Annotated in this window: 13 protein-coding genes; 3 read left to right on the top strand and 10 right to left on the bottom strand. The window is 64.0% G+C overall.

What is annotated here, in order from left to right; all coding sequences use genetic code 11:
• Positions 1–46: 46 nt before the first annotated feature.
• From BSIN_RS18130 to BSIN_RS18115, 4 genes are all read right to left on the bottom strand, one after another.
• Positions 47–1,324, bottom strand: coding sequence for a flippase (locus BSIN_RS18130; RefSeq protein ID WP_069234997.1), 1,278 nt, complete (start codon positions 1,322–1,324; stop codon positions 47–49).
• Between the two features lie 78 nt (positions 1,325–1,402).
• Positions 1,403–2,599, bottom strand: a complete 1,197-nt coding sequence (locus BSIN_RS18125) for a glycosyltransferase family 4 protein (RefSeq protein WP_089341556.1) — start codon at positions 2,597–2,599, stop codon at positions 1,403–1,405.
• A 29-nt stretch (positions 2,600–2,628) separates the two neighbouring features.
• On the bottom strand, positions 2,629–4,209 hold the full coding sequence (locus tag BSIN_RS18120) for a mannose-1-phosphate guanylyltransferase/mannose-6-phosphate isomerase (RefSeq protein ID WP_069234995.1): 1,581 nt from the start codon (positions 4,207–4,209) through the stop codon (positions 2,629–2,631).
• Positions 4,206–4,808, bottom strand: a complete 603-nt coding sequence (locus BSIN_RS18115; RefSeq protein ID WP_089341503.1) for a GNAT family N-acetyltransferase — start codon at positions 4,806–4,808, stop codon at positions 4,206–4,208. Before BSIN_RS18115 ends, BSIN_RS18120 begins: the two co-directional genes overlap by 4 nt.
• Before the next feature lie 383 nt (positions 4,809–5,191).
• Between BSIN_RS18115 and BSIN_RS18110 the strand changes: the two genes are divergently transcribed.
• From BSIN_RS18110 to BSIN_RS18100, 3 genes are all read left to right on the top strand, one after another.
• Positions 5,192–6,469: a glycosyltransferase family 4 protein gene (locus BSIN_RS18110; protein ID WP_089341502.1), complete on the top strand. Its 1,278-nt coding sequence runs from the start codon at positions 5,192–5,194 to the stop codon at positions 6,467–6,469.
• A 253-nt stretch (positions 6,470–6,722) separates the two neighbouring features.
• Positions 6,723–7,007, top strand: a complete 285-nt coding sequence (locus tag BSIN_RS26825; protein ID WP_369828203.1) for a phosphatase PAP2 family protein — start codon at positions 6,723–6,725, stop codon at positions 7,005–7,007.
• Between the two features lie 839 nt (positions 7,008–7,846).
• Positions 7,847–9,235, top strand: a complete 1,389-nt coding sequence (locus BSIN_RS18100; protein ID WP_059517842.1) for a sigma-54 dependent transcriptional regulator — start codon at positions 7,847–7,849, stop codon at positions 9,233–9,235.
• Positions 9,236–9,325: 90 nt separating this feature from the next.
• Here BSIN_RS18100 and BSIN_RS18095 read toward each other — a convergent pair whose 3' ends face one another.
• The 6 genes from BSIN_RS18095 to BSIN_RS18070 are packed head-to-tail and all read right to left on the bottom strand — an operon-like array spanning position 9,326 to position 17,225.
• A complete protein-coding gene (locus BSIN_RS18095) occupies positions 9,326–11,182 on the bottom strand; it encodes a serine aminopeptidase domain-containing protein (RefSeq protein WP_089341501.1) in 1,857 nt (618 codons plus the stop codon).
• Positions 11,179–13,698, bottom strand: coding sequence for a glycoside hydrolase family 2 protein (locus tag BSIN_RS18090; protein ID WP_089341500.1), 2,520 nt, complete (start codon positions 13,696–13,698; stop codon positions 11,179–11,181). The genes BSIN_RS18095 and BSIN_RS18090 overlap by 4 nt, the downstream gene beginning before the upstream one ends.
• Entirely contained in the window at positions 13,695–14,786 is a 1,092-nt protein-coding gene (locus tag BSIN_RS18085; RefSeq protein WP_089341499.1) for a DUF1839 family protein, read from the bottom strand. The genes BSIN_RS18090 and BSIN_RS18085 overlap by 4 nt, the downstream gene beginning before the upstream one ends.
• The gene (locus tag BSIN_RS18080) at positions 14,786–15,757 is read right to left on the bottom strand and encodes an amino acid--[acyl-carrier-protein] ligase (RefSeq protein ID WP_059569627.1); all 972 of its coding nucleotides are present in this window, start codon (positions 15,755–15,757) and stop codon (positions 14,786–14,788) included. The genes BSIN_RS18085 and BSIN_RS18080 overlap by 1 nt, the downstream gene beginning before the upstream one ends.
• Positions 15,754–16,977, bottom strand: a complete 1,224-nt coding sequence (locus tag BSIN_RS18075) for an acyl-CoA dehydrogenase family protein (RefSeq protein WP_089341498.1) — start codon at positions 16,975–16,977, stop codon at positions 15,754–15,756. Before BSIN_RS18075 ends, BSIN_RS18080 begins: the two co-directional genes overlap by 4 nt.
• Positions 16,974–17,225, bottom strand: a complete 252-nt coding sequence (locus tag BSIN_RS18070) for an acyl carrier protein (protein WP_059517852.1) — start codon at positions 17,223–17,225, stop codon at positions 16,974–16,976. The genes BSIN_RS18075 and BSIN_RS18070 overlap by 4 nt, the downstream gene beginning before the upstream one ends.
• Positions 17,226–17,417: the final 192 nt, after the last annotated feature.

Below are 17,417 nucleotides of genomic sequence, written 5' to 3'. Positions count from 1 at the left end.
CGCGGCGGCAGAAGGCAAGGGCGGGCGCAGCTGTTGAGCTGCGCCGTCAGTCAGCGGCGGGCCCGGCGGCGGGCCGCGTCGCGGGGCGGGCGAACAGCGACACGCGGCGCCGGTACAGCACGTAGGCGAGCGCGGCCGCGACTGCCGTTTCCGCGATCAGCACCGCGGCGGCCGCGCCTTGCTCGGCGAAGAATTTCGCGAGCAGCGGCAGCAGCGCGACGTTCAGGATGCCGGATGAAATCAGAATGCGGCTGAATGCGCTTTTCATGCCGAGCGGCAGCATAGTCTGCACGCCGAACAGATCGGTCATGCCGGCCATGAACGGAATGAACGCCATGCAGCGCAGCACGCCAATGGTGGGCTCGTAGGTGGGGCCATACAGGATGTGCACGGCGAGCGGCGCGAGCGCGAAGATCGACAGCGAGATCGTGAGCACCATTGCGCCTTGCACGACGAGCAGCTTGCGCAGGAACGACATCGCATCTTCGCGCGCATGGTGCATCAGGTAGCTGACGTGCGGATACGCGGCTGCCTTCAGCGGCTGCAGCAGGCTGATCGCCGAGCGGATCAGCTTGTCGCCGGCGGCGAAGTAACCGGCCGCGACGTTGCCCGATACGAAGCCGAGCAGCACGGTGTTCGTCGACGCGTAGAACGCGATCGACGTCGAGGCGAGAAACACCTGCCAGCCGCCTTTGAGCGATGCGACGATGTCGGACAGGCCGATGCGCGCGGGCACCACTTCGCGCTTGACGATCAGATAGCCGAACACGAGCACGCCGCAGATGAGCGGGACGGCCGCGTTGACCGCGACGGCCGCGATCAGGTCGGCGGGCGAGCGCACGAGCAGGAACATCGCGGGCACGCTGAGCGCGCGGCAGATGAAGAGCGTCGTGCTGTAAATGCGCAGTTTCTGAATGCCCTGGAAGTACCAGCCCGGCGTGAGTGCGGCACCGAGCGTCATTCCGAAGCCGATGATGAGCAGTGTGCGATCGAGCGCGAAACGTGCGATCACGAACGTCAGCGCGAGCAGGATGGCAAAGCCGGCGACGGTGATCGCGGCTTGCGCGGCGAAGGTCGCCCAGAAGATCTTCGAGCGCTCCTTGATGTCGTCGCGCGCGAGCGCGACGCGCGGCGTCGCGGTCAGATCGAAGCTGTAGTTCGTGAAGTTGATGAAGTACGTGATGACGGCCAGCACGAACGACAATTGCCCGTATCCGTCAGGCCCGAGCACGCGTGTGAGCAGCGGCAGCGTGACGAGCGGCACGACATAGGTCGAAATCTGCAGCGTCATCAGCAGCAGAAAATTCTTGCGAACGGTCGTCATGCTAGCCTTTCACGTCGCACCGGGGCGACATCGGATCGCGCACGCACGCAGCGTGCGCGACGGGATGAAACGGAACGATCAGTCGCATTGCGGTGCTAGTTCCTGTGCTTTGTCGGCGCTCAGCTGCAGCAGCGCGGCGAGACGCTCGGCGTAGTGCTGCCGAGTGTAATGCGACCAGTCGTAGCGGCGCTGCGGCTCGCGCAGATGCGCGCGCAGCGCGCCGAGCGCGGCCGCGAGGCTCGCGGCGTTGCCAGTGTAGCGGAATTTGTTGCCGATTTCGTTACCGAAACTCGACAAGCTGCCGACGTCATGAACGAGCACCGGCAGCCCGATCATCGCGGCTTCGACGATCACGAGCGGCGCATTCTCAGCCCAGACTGACGGCAGCAACAGCGCGTCATGTTCGCGTAAGGCGACGAAGAGTTGCGCGTGATCGAGCCGGCCGGTGAAGCGAAGCTGCTTGGCGGCAATCAGGTCTGCATACTTTTGTTCGAGCGCCGCGCGTTGGCTGCCGTCTCCGTAGACGGTCACGCTCGCGATCTGGTCGAAATGCGTGTCGCGCGCGAGCGCGAGGAATTCGTCGAGCCCTTTTTCAGGGTCGATACGGCCGACGAACGCGAGATCGAGTTTCTCGCGCTCGACGCACTTGGGCTCTTGCGGCGTCAGCGCGGTGCTGACCGGATTGTGCAGCAGCGCCGTGCGCGTCAGGCCGCGCTGCGCGAGCGCGTCGCGCATGTACGGGCTTGGGCAGAGCAGCAGGTCGAACACGTCGGCCGGATTCACGAGCGCGTCGACCGCATGCCAGTGTAACTTCTTGATTGCGTCGTGCAGCGCGCCGCGCGGGCTCGAACGCTCGAAGAACCGCGCGCCGCGCGCGAGCGTGGCGAGCGGCAACGGCGTGGGGCGGCCGCCCGGATAGGTCAGAAGATTCGGATTGTAGAAAACCAGGTGGTAATCGTGGCACGTGAGAAACACGCGGCAACCGGAGCGCCGCTTGTAGCGCGCGAGAACGGGCACGATCGAGGGCGACAGCAGGTTGTGATAGTTGTGCACGAGGATGCGCTGCGGCGCCTCGCGCTCGATCATCGCTGCGAGCGCGCGTGCGGCCGCCGCGTTCCATGCGCGAGACGTACCGCCCGAGCCGCTGTCGAAAGCGTGTTCGTCGAAGGTCGCGACCTCCACACCGGGTTGCGCGCGCAACACGTCGACCGAGGTCCGATACACTTCTTCTGCGCCGCCCTTGCGGCCGAAATCATTGATGACGAGTACTTTCATACGAAAGGCGCGGCGAGCCGCGCGTTCATTCATTGGGTATCGGGCGCGCGCGCGGATTCGGCGGGCCGGGCGGATTCGGTCGGAACGGGCGGCTGTTGCGCGCCGGCGCGGCCGTAGCGATCGTCAAATCGGACAATGTCGTCCTCGCCGAGATAATTGCCTGACTGGACTTCGATGATCTCGAGGGGAACCTTGCCCGGATTTTCAAGCCGGTGGACCTCGCCGACTTCGATATACGTCGATTCGTTCTCGCTCAGCAGAAAGGTTTTTTCGCCGCGCGTGACCTTCGCGGTGCCGCTCACGACAATCCAGTGCTCTGCACGATGATAGTGCATCTGCAGCGACAATTGCTTGCCCGGATCGACGACGATGCGCTTGACCTGAAAGCGTTCGCCGCGGTCGATCGAATCGTAGTAGCCCCACGGGCGCTGCACCTTGCGGTGATCGCGCACCTGTTCGCTTTGTCCGGACTTCAGCCGCGCCACCACGGTCTTCACGTCCTGTACGCGATGTTTGTTCGCGACGAGCACGGCATCCGGCGTTTCGACGACCACCACGTCCTTGAGCCCGACGCACGCAACGAGGCGGCCTTCCGAGCGTGCGAAGCTGTCTTCGGTGCCTTCGAACAGAACTTCGCCGCGCGCGACGTTGCCGGCCTCGTCCTTGGGCATCAGTTCCCAAATTGCGTCCCACGAGCCGACGTCGGACCAGCCCGCCGTCAGCGGCACGATCACGCCCAGAATACCGAGTTCGTGCGAGCCGGACAGCCGCTCCATCACCGCGTAGTCGATTGAATCGGACGGGCACGCGTCGAACGCGGCCGCATCGATCTTGACGAACTCACCGTCCGTCACGCCTTTCTTCCACGCGGCTTCGCACGCTTCGTAAATCTTCGGGCGCAGCGCGCGGATCGCGGTGAGCCACGTCGAAGCACGCACGACGAAGATGCCGCTATTCCACCAATAGTCGCCGGATTGCAGATATTGCTGCGCAAGTTCCTGGTGCGGTTTCTCGACAAAGCTGTCGATCGCGTGTCCGCCTTCGACACCCTGCGAATCCGCGAGCGGCGCGCCGACCTTGATGTAGCCGTAGCCGGTTTCCGCGCGGCGCGGCAGCACGCCGAGCGTGACGATCGCGCCGTCCTGCGCGTAGCGCGCGGCTTGCGCGATTGCTTCCTGGAACGCGCGCGTATCGGAGACCGCGTGATCGGCTGGCATTGCCGCCAGCACGAGGTCGCCGTGATGTTCGAGCGCGGCGAGCGCGGCAAGCGTGAGCGCGGGCGCCGTGTTGCGCGCGCTCGGCTCGAGCACGATGCGCGTTTTCAAGCCGCGCGCGCGGACTTGCGCGGCGCTCGTGAAGCGATGCTGTTCGCCGCACACGAGCAGCAGCGTATCGGCGAGCTTGGCGTTCGCAATGCCGCTCAACCGGCGGGCGGTCGCGGACAGCGGCGATTCGTCGGCGATCAGGTCGATGAGCTGCTTCGGATGATGCTCGCGTGACAGCGGCCAGAGACGCGTGCCGGAGCCGCCGGCGAGAATGACGGGCAGGATGTGAGGCAGCGTGTCGTGCGACGTGCCGGCGGAGGATTGAGTCGTGGTCTGTTCGGTCATCGGTTCGCCCCGGAATCGGCGGAAAGTCGGGCGGCGAAGGCATAGCGCTCGCCTTTGGTTACGGTTTCGTCGTCGGCATGCGACGCATTGGACGACGCCGCGCCGACGAGGTTGAGCAGATTGCGTGTCGTGTTGGACGGATGTTGCGCCGCGCGCTGCAGGCCCATGTACGGCACGCCATGCTCGAGGAACGGACCGTCGACCTTGCGGAAGCCGAAACGGTTATAGAACGCCTCGTGATGAACGGGTGCCTGAACGCGCACGGGCGCGTCGGGCCAGCGTGCATACGCGGCGGCGAGCGCGTGCTCGATCAGCGCGTCGATGGTGTTGTCGTCGCGATGCGCGGTGCTCGTCAGGATCTTGTCGATCGTCGTTTCGGGATCGATTTCATCGCCTGGCAGAAGACGCGCATAGGCGGCAATCGATGCTTGCGCCCCATTTTTATCGATGGCGAAAACATGGATCGCAAAGGTGTCCTTACCATCTATATCGAGATGCGAGTGCGCTTCTTCAACGACCAGGACCGCGTTGCGTGCGCGCAGGATCATGTAAAGCTCATTCGAATTCAGATGCCTGAATTCGCTGCATGTCCAGTCCATGATGAGGTTCCTCGTTGCTTTATGGCGCGGGCGTCGCGCGAGAATTTCGTTAAATTTCGTTAATCACTTAACTGAATAAATCCGATAGTGCCGGATGAATCAGGCAGTGTTTCATGGTCGCCACGATACGAGCGGACACCTTGCTGTTCTGTTCGCGAGCGTACCGTGCTCGTGACAAGCGAAAAGCGCTGTCGAAAGGATGTCAGCACATGTCAAATCCGGCGTTATGGTGCGATGCCGTACAGAGGGTGTCCGGGCGTGTTTCGATAATGCGGCTCATCTTGAATGGCCTCGTGTCGTCATTTCGCGCACGACACGCGTAATCCGGCGTAATTGCCGCTCCATCCGACATGTTCGCGCGAATATCAAAAAGGATTCCCTGCGTGAAGGTCGCAATCGTTCACGACTGGCTGGTGGTGCATGGCGGTGCGGAGCGCGTGCTCGCACAAATGATCGACTGCTTTCCGCAAGCCGATATCTACAGCCTCGTCGATTTCTTGGAGGATCGCACGTGCTTGCGCGGGCGTCCGGTGCACACGTCGTTTATTCAGAAACTGCCTTTCGCGCGCAAGCGTTATCGCAACTATTTGCCGCTTTTCCCACTCGCCATTGAGCAATTCGATTTATCTGGTTACGACTTGATCATCTCGAGTTCGTATGCGGTCGCAAAGGGCGTGTTGAACGGGCCGGATCAATTGCATGTGAGCTATGTGCATTCGCCCGTGCGTTACGCATGGGATCTGCAACATCAATATCTGAACGAGGCGGGGCTCGCACGCGGCTTGAAATCGGGGCTCGCGCGCGTATTGCTGCATTACATCCGCAACTGGGATGCGCGTTCCGCGAACGGTGTCGATCTGATTGCCGCGAATTCGCGTTTCGTCGCGCGACGCATTCGCAAAACCTACCGGCGTGATGCCTCCGTCATCTATCCGCCGGTGGATGTCGATCATCTCGCGCTGTGCGATAAGAAGGACGATTTCTACCTGACCGCATCGCGTCTTGTGCCATACAAGCGCATCGATTTGATCGTCGATGCGTTTTCGCGCACACCTTCGCGAAAGCTCGTCGTAATCGGTGACGGACCGGAAGCCGACAAGATCCGCGCGCTCGCGGGCCCGAACGTCACGTTGCTCGGTTATCAGCCGTTCGACGTGCTGCACGATCATTTGCAGCGCGCGAAGGCATTCGTGTTCGCGGCCGAAGAAGATTTCGGCATCTCGCCCGTCGAGGCTCAGGCGTGCGGTACGCCGGTGATTGCATACGGCAAGGGCGGCGTGTGCGAATCGGTGCGTGCGACGGGGCCGGCGCCGACTGGACTGTTCTATGCGGAGCAAACGTGCGAATCGTTGATCGACGCACTCGATCGGTTCGATGCAATGCCGGCCAGCACGTTCGATTCGCGCGCCTGCCGCGAGAATGCGCAGCGCTTCAGTGCGCAGCACTTTCGCGACGCGTTTTCGCGTTTCGCGCTCGAAGGCTACGCTGCGTTGCAGGCGGAATTGCGGGTGGCGCCGGGCGCAAGTGCTGCGCCTGCCGCTGCCGAGCAAGCTGGCGTGCGCGCCGCGCAACATGACGCGGACGATGCAGCCGGGGAGCCCGCCGCCGCACCTGCGCCGGAAAACGACGCTGCCACGCACGAAACGTTTGCGCGCAGTTGAGCGCGCACGTTTGTCGCCTTTCGTGCAATGCATGTGTTTTTTTACTGACCCTTTTCGGCGATTCGTTCATCACCGGGCCGCTTGCGATGGCAGGGCTCGCCTGGTTTGCGGCGCCGGATACCGCCGCGCCCCGCTGTACTGAGCGTTGAGTTTTGCGGGCGGCGTTGGTTTGGTTGCTCTGACGAAATTTGTTTATTCGGGATGGGGAATCGGCATTGCCGCATGGCGATACGTCGGTATCAGCGGCGATACGATGCTCAGCGCGTCGGTTTATCCACGCGTTGCGCCCGTCTGCGCACGCGGGAAAATGGACCTGCGATTTGCGATCATAGCCGGGCTTACATTTGCGTTTTCAATCGGTGTGTCGCGGGTCGTACTCGGTTTTCATTCGTGGTCGGAAATTTTGCCCGGATGGAGGGTAGGCGTATGCGCTGCCGTATTCACGGTACCGTGCCGACGAGTGCATGGGCGGCAGACCTGCTCGCGCCGGGTACGGGGCGCTGCAACCCACCGGCCCGTGCATGCCAGGGACGAGTGAATCCACTGGTCGGCGTGACGCGTTTTACCGCTGCATTCGTTGTCGTAGCATGTATTATTGCGATGTTGTTCTATGGGCGTAGCGCGCCGTTCAGTGCCTGGATTTCGCACGCCGCGCCCAAGGTTGCGCAATGGGGCCGAGGCTGGCTCGCCGCGCGTGCCGACGCGCAAGCATGACGGCCGCCCGATGAGATAGCCATCTTGTCTAGATAACTCGACTCCGCGTGCCGCGAGTCCGGCGCAATCCTCATGTTTCATTCATACACAAACATTACGGTTCGGCATCACACCAATGTCCGAGTAACTCGGAAAATGCCTAACCTTGGCTTGTGCAACCGCCTGTTCAATGGTCAACGATGGTCAAATTAACGTTTGAATTCAAACGCAAATGGGCGTGAATGGTAGAGTAACTTCGACATTCGGTTTTATCAGTATGACGCTTTAAAGTTACTTTGAAAGCGAGGTGCCGAAGCTTGCGCAGCGGTGTGGCGCGCAAGCTGCCCGAACGAGTTTAGCGGGCCCGGTGACGGGGCTATCCAACGCGTTTCGCGGCTACCGATTGACAAGCTCGATGCCGCCGCCGCTTGCCCGGCGGGGTGCACGCGAAAAGCGCGGCCGGTATGCTCCGTCGCGGCTTCCTTTGCTAAATCGCATCTTCATACAGAGATCACCGAGACACCCGAGGTACGCTCCCGTATGACCCGAACGGGCGCATGCAGGCAGATGCGACGCGCGGTGCTGGCCGCACGCGCACGGCATCGTCCGCGCAGGTTTGCCGGCAGATAGCGCCAATGATCGGGTTTATGGGACCATAAGATTGCTCATTAATCGGAGGCACCAATGACGGCTAGCGCGATCATCGGGGGTCTCTCCACGAGATCTCTCCGACAACGTCCGCTGATTTACTGGACGCATCAGCCTTCGACGCTGCTGCGCAAGGAACTCTCGCGCCGTGACTGGCAGGTAAGCGTGGTCACGAGCGCGAATCAAGTCCGCACGACGGCCGGCGAAGTCACGGGCGGCATTCTCGATTTGAGCGCGGTGTCGATTGACGAGATGGTGGAGGTCGCGGCCGTTTGCTCGTCGGTGCGCAATGTTGCATGGGTGGCGCTCGTGGAGTCGCATCAGGCCGCGTTGCCCGATGTGCGCACGCTGCTGCGGGACTATTGCTTCGACTACATTACGCTGCCGGCGTCGCATCAGCGTATTGCGGATGCGGTCGGCCATGCGTATGGGATGGAGTGCCTGTTCGCGCCCAGCACGGCGCCGATCGCGTCCGCCGATCAAGGCATGGTCGGCACGTGCGATGCGATGCTCCAACTGTTCGATGCGGTGCGCCGGATTGCGCGCACCGACGCGCCCGTGCTGGTATCGGGCGAGACGGGCACCGGCAAGGAACTGACGGCGGCCGCGATTCATCAGCATTCGGCGCGTCGTGCTGGACCGTTCGTCGCGGTCAATTGTGGTGCGATTCCCCCGCATCTATTGCAGTCCGAATTGTTCGGCTACGAGCGCGGTGCGTTCACCGGCGCGAGCACGCGCAAGATCGGTCATGTCGAGGCGGCAAACGGCGGCACGCTGCTGCTCGACGAAATCGGCGATCTGCCGCTCGAAAGCCAGGCGAGTTTGCTGCGATTTTTGCAGGAGCGCACGATTCATCGGCTGGGCGGCAGCGATCCGGTGCCGGTCGACGTGCGCATCGTGTCGGCAACGCACGTCGATTTGCGAGGTGCGATGAACGACGGCCGTTTTCGGCCGGACTTGTACCACCGGCTGTGCGTGCTGCGAGTCGAGCAGCCGCCGCTGCGCGCGCGGGGCAAGGACATCGAGCTGCTCGCGCGTCACATGCTCGAGCGTTTTCGCGCGGATGCCCGGCACCGCGTGCGCGGGTTTTCAACCGACGCGGTATCCGCGCTGTACAAGCACGATTGGCCGGGCAATGTGCGCGAGCTGATCAATCGCGTGCGCCGTGCGCTCGTGATGGCGGAAGGACGGCTCATTACCGCTCATGATCTGGAACTCGATCATTGCATCGAGGTTGCGCCGCTGTCGGTCGCGGCGATTCGCAAATCGATCGAGCGCGAAGTGATCGAGCTTGCGTTGCTGCGTAATCGCGGGCGTCTTGCCGGCACCGCGCGCGAGCTTGGCATCTCGCGTGCGACCCTCTATCGATGGATGGAGGCTTACGGCATCGAGCGGCCGCGCAGCGCCGTCGCGTCCTCGAGCTGACCCGCGCTTCGCGCGCAGCGGTCCGGGCAAGCCGGCCGTGCGCGCCGTCGTCGAATCCTACTCTCCGTCAAATCCCGTGCTTGGCCTGCGTCAGGACGCGGCCGCTGCATCGGCCGCGCGTTGCGGCGTTTCATTTTGCAGCTTGCCGCTGCGACGCGCGTGCAATCGCGGCCCCGGCGTTTTACCGCCCCAGCCGATCAATGTATCGACGCAAATCGAGATGACGGTATCGGCCGCATAGGTTCCGTAAACCGAATGGTCGAGCAGGCGAATCGTCTCGACTTGAACCAGCGGCGAGCCTTTGAACGCGCTGCGCAGCGAGCCGAAGCTGCGGGTCAGTTCGTCCACGCCCGGATCGAATTCTCCGTACACGAGCATCGAGCGCACGTTGCGCTCGGCGAGCGTGTTCATCAGCGCGCGCGGCGTACCGCGCTTGGGCTGCCAGCCCAAACGTTCGGCGATCTGGGCGGCCGGCGCTTTCACGCGTGCCGTCAGATGGCGTTGCAGCGCATTCAGCACCGGACGAAGATCGCGCCCCTCGCGCAGCAGCCGGCGCCATTTGCTCCAATCGCGCAACGACGCGAGGTAGCCGCGCGTGGAATTCGTTTGCTGCTTGCGCGCTTCGAGCACCGTCAGCCCGCGCGGCCAGATGAAACGCGGCAGGTTGATCGCGATCACGCCGCTGACCGATTGCGCGTGCGCGGCCGCGTGGATCGACAAGTAAGCGCCCGAGCATACGCCGAATGCGACCACCTGCCGGCCGCAGCGCGCAGCCAGCCAATCGGCGGACATCGTGACGTCCGAGACCGCCTGATCCGAGAACACCACTTTCGACTGATCGTCTGGCGCATGCGCGCCGCTGTCGCCGATACCTTCGACATCGATGCGCAACGACGTGATGCCCTGCTGCGCGAGCGCGCGCGCGAGACGCACGCCGATGCGGCCGTCGGCGCTACGCGGGTTGGCCGACGTGTTCGAGATCAACACGCACGGCGCGCTGGCGCGCGCGGGCGTCGCCGGCTCGCACAACGTGCCGACGAGTTGCTTTTCGCCGACGCGAACGAGCGTCTCCGTGATGCCGTTGAACGCGAAGCGAACGGGCGCGTCGGTATCGAACGTATGTTCGGCGCGACGGGCGACCGGTTGTCCGATTTCCTGGGCGGCGCGGCCGCCGTTGCGGCCGATCCAGCGCGCGACCGAATCGAGCACCGTGTGCGGCAGGCGCGAGCGCACGCCTTCTTGCAATACGGTCGGCCAATCGGGAAACGGCTCGATGTCGGTCGGCACGCCCCGCGCTGTCAGCGCATCGCCGAGCGCGGCGCTGTCGCCGTAGTCGGTATCGACGAGCAGCGCGGCGCGCGGCGGCGCAGATATCCGGGCGACTGCGTCACCCAGGTCGACGGTCCTGAGCGCCGCGACCAGGTCGGCCGGATAGCGGTGGCCGAGGATATTGAGCCAGGGCTCTTCATGATGCTGCTCGCGAATCGCGGGCGGCGTCGTATCGAGCCAGCGCTTTTGCACCATCGACAGCTCGCGCAAATAAGCCCGGCCGCGCACGACGGGCGCGAGCGCGACGAACGTGTCGACGGCCGGCGCATCGTCGCCCGTGAGCGCAAGCATCGCGAACGCGGCGCCCGCGCGCACGCCGACGAGCGTCACCTCATCGACCGGCGCATGCTCGCGCAGCACCGCCACCGCGCGCTGCACGCTTGCGACGCTTGCCTGCAGGCGCCCCGACGCCAGATCATCGCCCGCCGAGTCGCCCGCGCTCGGATAGTGAAAGCGCAGTACCCACATGCCGTCCGCGGCAAGGCGCTCGGCCAGTGCCCGGATGACCTTGTGGGTCCACATCGCTTCGTGGCCGAGCGCTTCGCAGAGGACGACACCGCGCTGCGTGCGCCCCTCGTGAAGCCATCCTAAGCAATGATCAAATCGAACCGGTTTCAATTTTCTATCCTTGGGCGAACGATTTTGTTGGAGTTCAAGGCATGTACTTCGATCAACGGCGGGTTGGCATGGCCGGCTTGGGAAGCGAAATCGAGGCTTGGCGCAGCGGGCGAGAGCGGATCGGCGTCGAGTTCGATCCGCGCGGTGGCACCCGGCGCAAGATGGAACCAGTCATCGGCGGGCAGCAGTCCAGGCGCGCACACATGCACATAGCGCGCAAAGCCGTGCGTGTGCACGTCGAGCTGCCAGCGGCCGTCACGATGAGCGACGCGCGCGTCGAGACCGATGTCGCCGCGCTCGAACACGCTGGGCGCGGTACGCTCGGGGAAATGAAACACCTGTGACAACAGCGTGCCGTCGAGCGCATACAACGACGCGATCGTGACGTCGTGTTCGCGCGGGCCGAAGCGGTACGCATAGGTGAAATCGAAAAAGCGGCCCAGCATTTCGGCCGAGTTCAGGCTCGTGCCGGCATGCGCGTCGACACGCAACGTCCAGTGGGCGCGCACGATAGGCGTCTTACCATTGCGCAGCGCGAGCAGTTCGATGCGCGCGTCGAGCGGCGACGGCGCATCGTTGAGCACGTGCACGTCGAGGCCGTTGAGCCCTTCGTCGGTCAGCAGAATCTGCCGCGGCTGCGAGGCGCGCTTGAATGCGTGCCAGGCCGATTTCGGCCGGCCGTATGTGTCGACGAGGCCCCAGCCGGCGCCGGGCATCACGTCCTGGAATTGCCAGACGAGCGCGCCTGTGCATGACGAGCCGGCGCGCCGCCATTCGGCGAGCGTCTCGCCGATCAGATCGGCGACCACCGCGCGAGACAGCGTCAGATAGCGGGCCAGATCGACGGTGCGCAGCCGCGCGGGATCCACGCCGTACAGCGTGCGCAGATAGTGGTCGCGCACGTCGTCGAAATCCCACGACGCGCCGGGGTCGCGCGGCACGGCGCGTTTCCAGCGCGGCTCGTGCGGCGCGGGCGAGCCGATTGCGGCAAGCGTTGCATCGCATGGCACGTTGGCGAACGCAAGGCATTCGCTCGCGAAGCGCACGTTCGCGCGGCGCGCGTCCTCGGGCGGGCGCAGGTACGCGCCGACGCCGTAATAGTGCGTGATGCCTTCGCGCGGCGCGAACGGCAGCACGCCGCCGTGCGGCGAACCGGGCACGTAGATCGCGTCCGGGCGATGGCGTGCGCAAAGCTCGGCGAGCAGATGATCGGCGATGGGCAGGCGGCGTTCGTCGGGCGCGAGCCCGACCATCGCCGCTTGCTGCGCGATTTCGCTGCCGCCGCACAGCACGGCGATCGATGGCCGTGCCGCGTGCCGGTCGAGAAACTGCGTCGCCTCGCGGGTGAGCGATTCGATAAAACGCGTATCGGCCGACGGATAGTCGAAGTTCGCCAACATGAAATCCTGCCAGACGAGGATGCCCAACTCGTCGCACAGCGCGTAGAACGCATCGGCTTCGTAGGTCATCGTGCCGCCGACGCGGATCATGTTGAAGCCTGCGTCGCGCGCGAGCGTCAGCGCACGGCGGTAGGCGGGCGCATCGGCGTGCAGGCGCAGCGGATCGAGGCTCGTCCAGCACGCGCCGCGCGCATGGATCGGCGTGCCGTTGATCGACAGCGCAAAGCCCGCGCCGTCGTCGCCGCGCTCGAGCGTGATCGCGCGAAAGCCCGTGCTGCCGAGCGGGAGCGTCGCCGTGTCGCCGATCGCGACGGCGATGTCGTACAGCGCCGGCTCGCCGTGCGTATGCGGCCACCACGGCTCGACGTCGGTAATCCTGAGCGTCGCGCGCAGTGTGCCGGCGTCCGTCGGCGTGAACGGCGCCGAGTGCGCGCCGCAGACAAGCCGTAGGTTGGGGCCGCCAGCCAGCGGCGCGGCGAGCCCGATCGTCGCGTCGAGCACGCCGTCGCGGCCGTCGAGCGTGGCACGCAGCGCATGATGCGTGATCACCGGCGCGCCGTCCGGCTCGAGGATCTCGATGTCGCGCCACGGGCCGATCGGCTCGATCGACGGAAACCAGCCCGGCATCCGGCCGAGGAAGGTCGTGCGCACGCCGCGCAGCGCGGGCGTATCGACGAGGCGCGTGCGCCAGCGCGCGCGGCCCCGCAACGGATGGGCGGCAAGATGCCGGTCGAGCGAGCGAAAGCAGATCGACAGCCGGTGTTCGCCGGCAAGTGTCAGCTCGACGTCGTGCGACACGTACATATTGTCTGAGCAGAACAGCAGCGTGTCGTCGAGCCAGACCTCGGCGATTGTCGCGAGCCCGTGAAAACGCACGATGCGCCGGCCAGTGCCTGCGAGCGTCGTCCGGTACCAGTAGTCGTTGTCACCCAGCGGATACGGGTGTGCGGGGTCGAAGCGGTGCGCGGCGGCGAGCGCTTGTGCGACGGTGCCAGGCACGGGCGCGTCGCACCAGCCGGTTTCGGGGAGCTCGCCCGGCTGGGCGAGCGCTCCTGCTGGCGTGGCCGCCAGCATCCAGGCAACGTCAGGCGTGCCGCGGTCCGCCTCGTGTTTCATCTGCTGATCGACGTAGATCTCGCCGGCGTGTACAGCTTGCCGAACCGCGCGTTGGACTCGGTTTGACCGGCCGGCGCGATTTGCTCGACGCCGTCGAGCAGCGACGTATATGCGTACTCGATTACGTCAAGGCTGCTTTCGCCGCGCTCTTCCACGCCTTTGGCGCTGGCGCGGGCAAGGCGGAACTCCAGCACCATCGCTTCGGAGGCAATCGCATCGCACGACGCGACGAGCTTGTCGAACTCGCCGTGGCAGCCGCTTGCCTCGAGCCAGCGCAGATAGCGGCCGAACAGCTCGAAATTGGCGCCGAGCTGTCGCAACGTGTTGAACGAGTACGCATGGAAGTACGAGAACGAACGCGATGCGAGCGCTTTCGAGTCGCGCGCGAGCTGATGACGGAACGCCGTGATCGGATTTGCCTTGGGCCGCCGCTTCAGGTGACGCGAGAGCAGCGCGAGCGATGCGTCGCACAGGTCGCGCTCGTCGAGTGCCTGGAACTGACGCTTCGCGCATTCGGCATACGGCATCAGTTGCATCGGCGAATGCGTGCCGAACAGGCCGTCGTAATCGTCGCCTTCGGCGATGTAGTAGCCGCTATTGTGGAAATAGCCGACGCGGCGTTGCTCGCGGTCGATCGCGTCGATGCCGATCGTCGTCTTCGTGTGCTGCGCGTGATAGCTGGTGCCGCGCGTATCCGGCAGATACCACGCGTCGACCTCGACCATCATGAGGTGGCCGCGCGCGACCTGGTTCTCGATATGCACGTCGACGGATTCGAAGATCGCATGTTCCTGCACGACGATACCGTACAGCTTCTCGAGATCATCGTGCGGAAACTTGAAGAACGTGAACTGGTCGCCTTCGAAGTCGAGCGCGATCGTGAACGGCAGCGCTGCATACGGATTGAAGCCCCACCAGCTGAGTACCTCGATCCACATGTCGACATAGCAGTTGGTCTGCTTCCAGACCATTTGCGGCCCGTGCAGCGCGTGCGGCCGGTAGTGGTGCGCGCGATGACGCAGACCGGCGAAGATCCGCTCGAGCGGAGTGTTGTTGACAGTGGGCGAATCGATCAGAATCGCGCTCATCATTGCCTCCACAGCACGTCGCGTACCGCTTGCGGCCACGCGTCGAGATCAAAACCATGATGCCGGAACAGTCCGAGCGTCAGACGCTCGAGGCCGAAGCCGACGCAACCCGTGTGCGCGACAGCGGCATCGGCCGTCTTGATTCCCCACAGCAGGCCGAAGTGGTCCATGTGGTAGTTGAAGCTCAGGCATGCGGTCAGGCGTTCGTCGTATTCGATCGGAACCAGCAATTCGAACTTCAGGTTCTGTTCACGCTGGCTGCTCGCGACGATCTTGCCGCCGCGGCCGAAGAACGGATCGTTCGCGAGATCGATACTGTTGGGCAATTGCAGCGCGTCGATCATCCGCGTGCCGCGTTCGATCCAATTTTGGCGGAACGCGAGAATCTGCTCGGGCGTGCCGATGCGGATATATTCGCGCATCCGGAACAACTGCATGCGCGTGGGGTCGAGCGACGGCTCGTGACGGAAGCAATACGAGAATGCGTCGACGATCCGGCCGTCGTCAGGCAGTGCGCCACGTTGTGCGATCACAGGGTAGACTGGATAGCAGGCGGCCGGCGTCATCACGACGTAGGTCGGTTTTTGGTCTTCGGTCCAGTCTTCGCCGCGATCGAGGCATTGCAGCACGCGCTGATGTTCACGCTCGCCGCCGCAGAAGCTATGCACGGTGCCGGCGAGTTGCGGGAAGCTCTTCAGATACTCGCTGCGCTCGAATTCGGGGCGGCTCATCGCGGGCGGAAAGCGCAGCACTTCCGCTTGCTGATCCGCGCCTTCGCGCGTGATGTAGGCATCGAGTGCTTCGACGACGCGCTCGAAGCGCTCGCTGCGGCCGAAAAGCCCCTGAATGCCGGTTGGTATCAAGAGCCCCGCTTCGACGAGCGCGTCGCGAAGCGCGTTTTCGCCGCTGCGATCGAGGGGTGCTTGCGCTGAGTCAACCGTGCGCCCCGACGGAATGGTCAGATTGTTCAAATCTCTCTCTCCAGCGTTGCGGAGCGCAACGCAAGCAGCAGGTTGGCCGTATTCGCTTCGATGCGGTCGTTGCTGATCATCAGCGGCGCGGAGTGCAAATCGCGGATGTGCCGACCGAGCGTATAAGGCGTGCCGTTTTTGTACGAAGCCATGCCGCAAATCATCATCGCGTGCTTGACGACTTCGAGCGCGGTGGTTGACACGTAGGTCTTCAGCGTGTTGATCTCCGCTGCCTGAGCCATCGATGCGGACCATGTGCGCGCCGCACCCTGGCCATACGTGCGCAACGCGGCTTCGATGCGAGCTTGCATCGATTGCAGCAGCGCGAGCGCTTCGGCGATCCGGCGGCCGGACGGCGGCAGTGCGCCGCCCTGCTTTTGCATCTGCGCGCGGAAGAACTGGTGCGCGCGCAGAAAGGCGTCGGTCGCGATGCCGGTCCACACGGCCGACCAGAGGATGTGCGACGTCGGCACCATGCTGCGCTCGGCGATCTGCGCGAACGGCACGGGCAGAATCTGTTCGCACCGGCCGCGCGCGTCGAGCGCGAAACCCTCGCTGCAGGTGCCGCGCATGCCGAACGTATCCCAGCCGCTGCGCCGCGTGAGCGTCACGTTTTCCTTGGGCAGCGTGACCAGCACCTGCTCGGCGGCCGGTGCGTCCTTATCGCGCCGCGCGGTCACCAGGATCGCATCGGCGTGCGCACCATACGAGATCGTCGGCGCAAGCTTTGACAGCGTGAACGTATTGTCGTTGGCCTCGACCGCGCAACGGCTGTTGCGCAGATTGCCGCCCACTTCCTCTTCGGACGTGGCCGACGCGAGCAGCCATTCGCGCTGTGCGAGCTGCGCTGCGAAGTTGCGATGCCAATCGTGGGACAGCGCATGATCGATGATGCTGGCTACTTGAGTCTGATGCATCGCATAGATCATCCCGGCCGACGAGCATGCCTGCCCGATGATTTGGCAGGCGCCGGCGACAGCGGCGAGCGACGCACCGCGGCCGCCCAGCTCGACGGGTACGAGCGCGCCGAGCAGACGTTCTTCGCGCATCGCATCGATGGCTTCGGTGGGAAAGCGCGCATCGCGATCCACTGCGTCGGCGAAACGTGCGGCGACTTGCGCAACGCGGCGAGCTGCTTCGTTCAAGGCTTGATCATCCACGAGCAAGGAGCCGACTACGGTAGCGCGCACGTTGCCGGTTTCGGCATCGAAGCGCTTCATGCTGAATGCGCAGCACGCTTCAATTGCGTGATCGCGCTCGCAAGCGAGTCGATGCTTTGAAACAGCTGGCGGTTCAGCATCTCGTCGGCAATTTCGATGTTGAAATGCTTTTCGATCGCGAGCATCAGCTGAATCGTGTTCAGCGACGACAGGCCTGCTTCATACAGATCATCGCTATCGGCGATGTGATCGATCGACGTCTCAAGGTGTGCGACGTCCTTGATGATTGTTCTTAATTCGTTTTTCATCTATTGGCTCCGGCTTGCATGAAAATCCCCGTCCCGACGGTGACGCGAATGGCGTCCCGCTCGGCGTATGACTAGTTAAAGTAGACCATTGGAGGTGAGCAGGTTCTGTTCGGAACCTAACCGACTAAATAGAACAGAAAGGTTGTGTCTCAATTGCGGGACAAACCGTTGCATCCAGTGCATGATGCCGAT

It is taken from the genome of Burkholderia singularis (genome assembly GCF_900176645.1).
GTDB classification, from domain to species: domain Bacteria; phylum Pseudomonadota; class Gammaproteobacteria; order Burkholderiales; family Burkholderiaceae; genus Burkholderia; species Burkholderia singularis.
This window is presented reverse-complemented; position numbering and strand designations above follow the sequence as displayed.

Coding starts and splice junctions, on each gene's coding strand:
- BSIN_RS18125 (WP_089341556.1), bottom strand. CDS start 2,599: ATGAAAGTACTCGTCATCAATGATTTCGGCCGCAAGGGCGGCGCAGAA.
- BSIN_RS18070 (WP_059517852.1), bottom strand. CDS start 17,225: ATGAAAAACGAATTAAGAACAATCATCAAGGACGTCGCACACCTTGAG.
- BSIN_RS18100 (WP_059517842.1), top strand. CDS start 7,847: ATGACGGCTAGCGCGATCATCGGGGGTCTCTCCACGAGATCTCTCCGA.
- BSIN_RS18085 (WP_089341499.1), bottom strand. CDS start 14,786: ATGAGCGCGATTCTGATCGATTCGCCCACTGTCAACAACACTCCGCTC.
- BSIN_RS18075 (WP_089341498.1), bottom strand. CDS start 16,977: ATGAAGCGCTTCGATGCCGAAACCGGCAACGTGCGCGCTACCGTAGTC.
- BSIN_RS18090 (WP_089341500.1), bottom strand. CDS start 13,698: ATGAAACACGAGGCGGACCGCGGCACGCCTGACGTTGCCTGGATGCTG.
- BSIN_RS18120 (WP_069234995.1), bottom strand. CDS start 4,209: ATGACCGAACAGACCACGACTCAATCCTCCGCCGGCACGTCGCACGAC.
- BSIN_RS26825 (WP_369828203.1), top strand. CDS start 6,723: ATGCTCAGCGCGTCGGTTTATCCACGCGTTGCGCCCGTCTGCGCACGC.
- BSIN_RS18115 (WP_089341503.1), bottom strand. CDS start 4,808: ATGGACTGGACATGCAGCGAATTCAGGCATCTGAATTCGAATGAGCTT.
- BSIN_RS18130 (WP_069234997.1), bottom strand. CDS start 1,324: ATGACGACCGTTCGCAAGAATTTTCTGCTGCTGATGACGCTGCAGATT.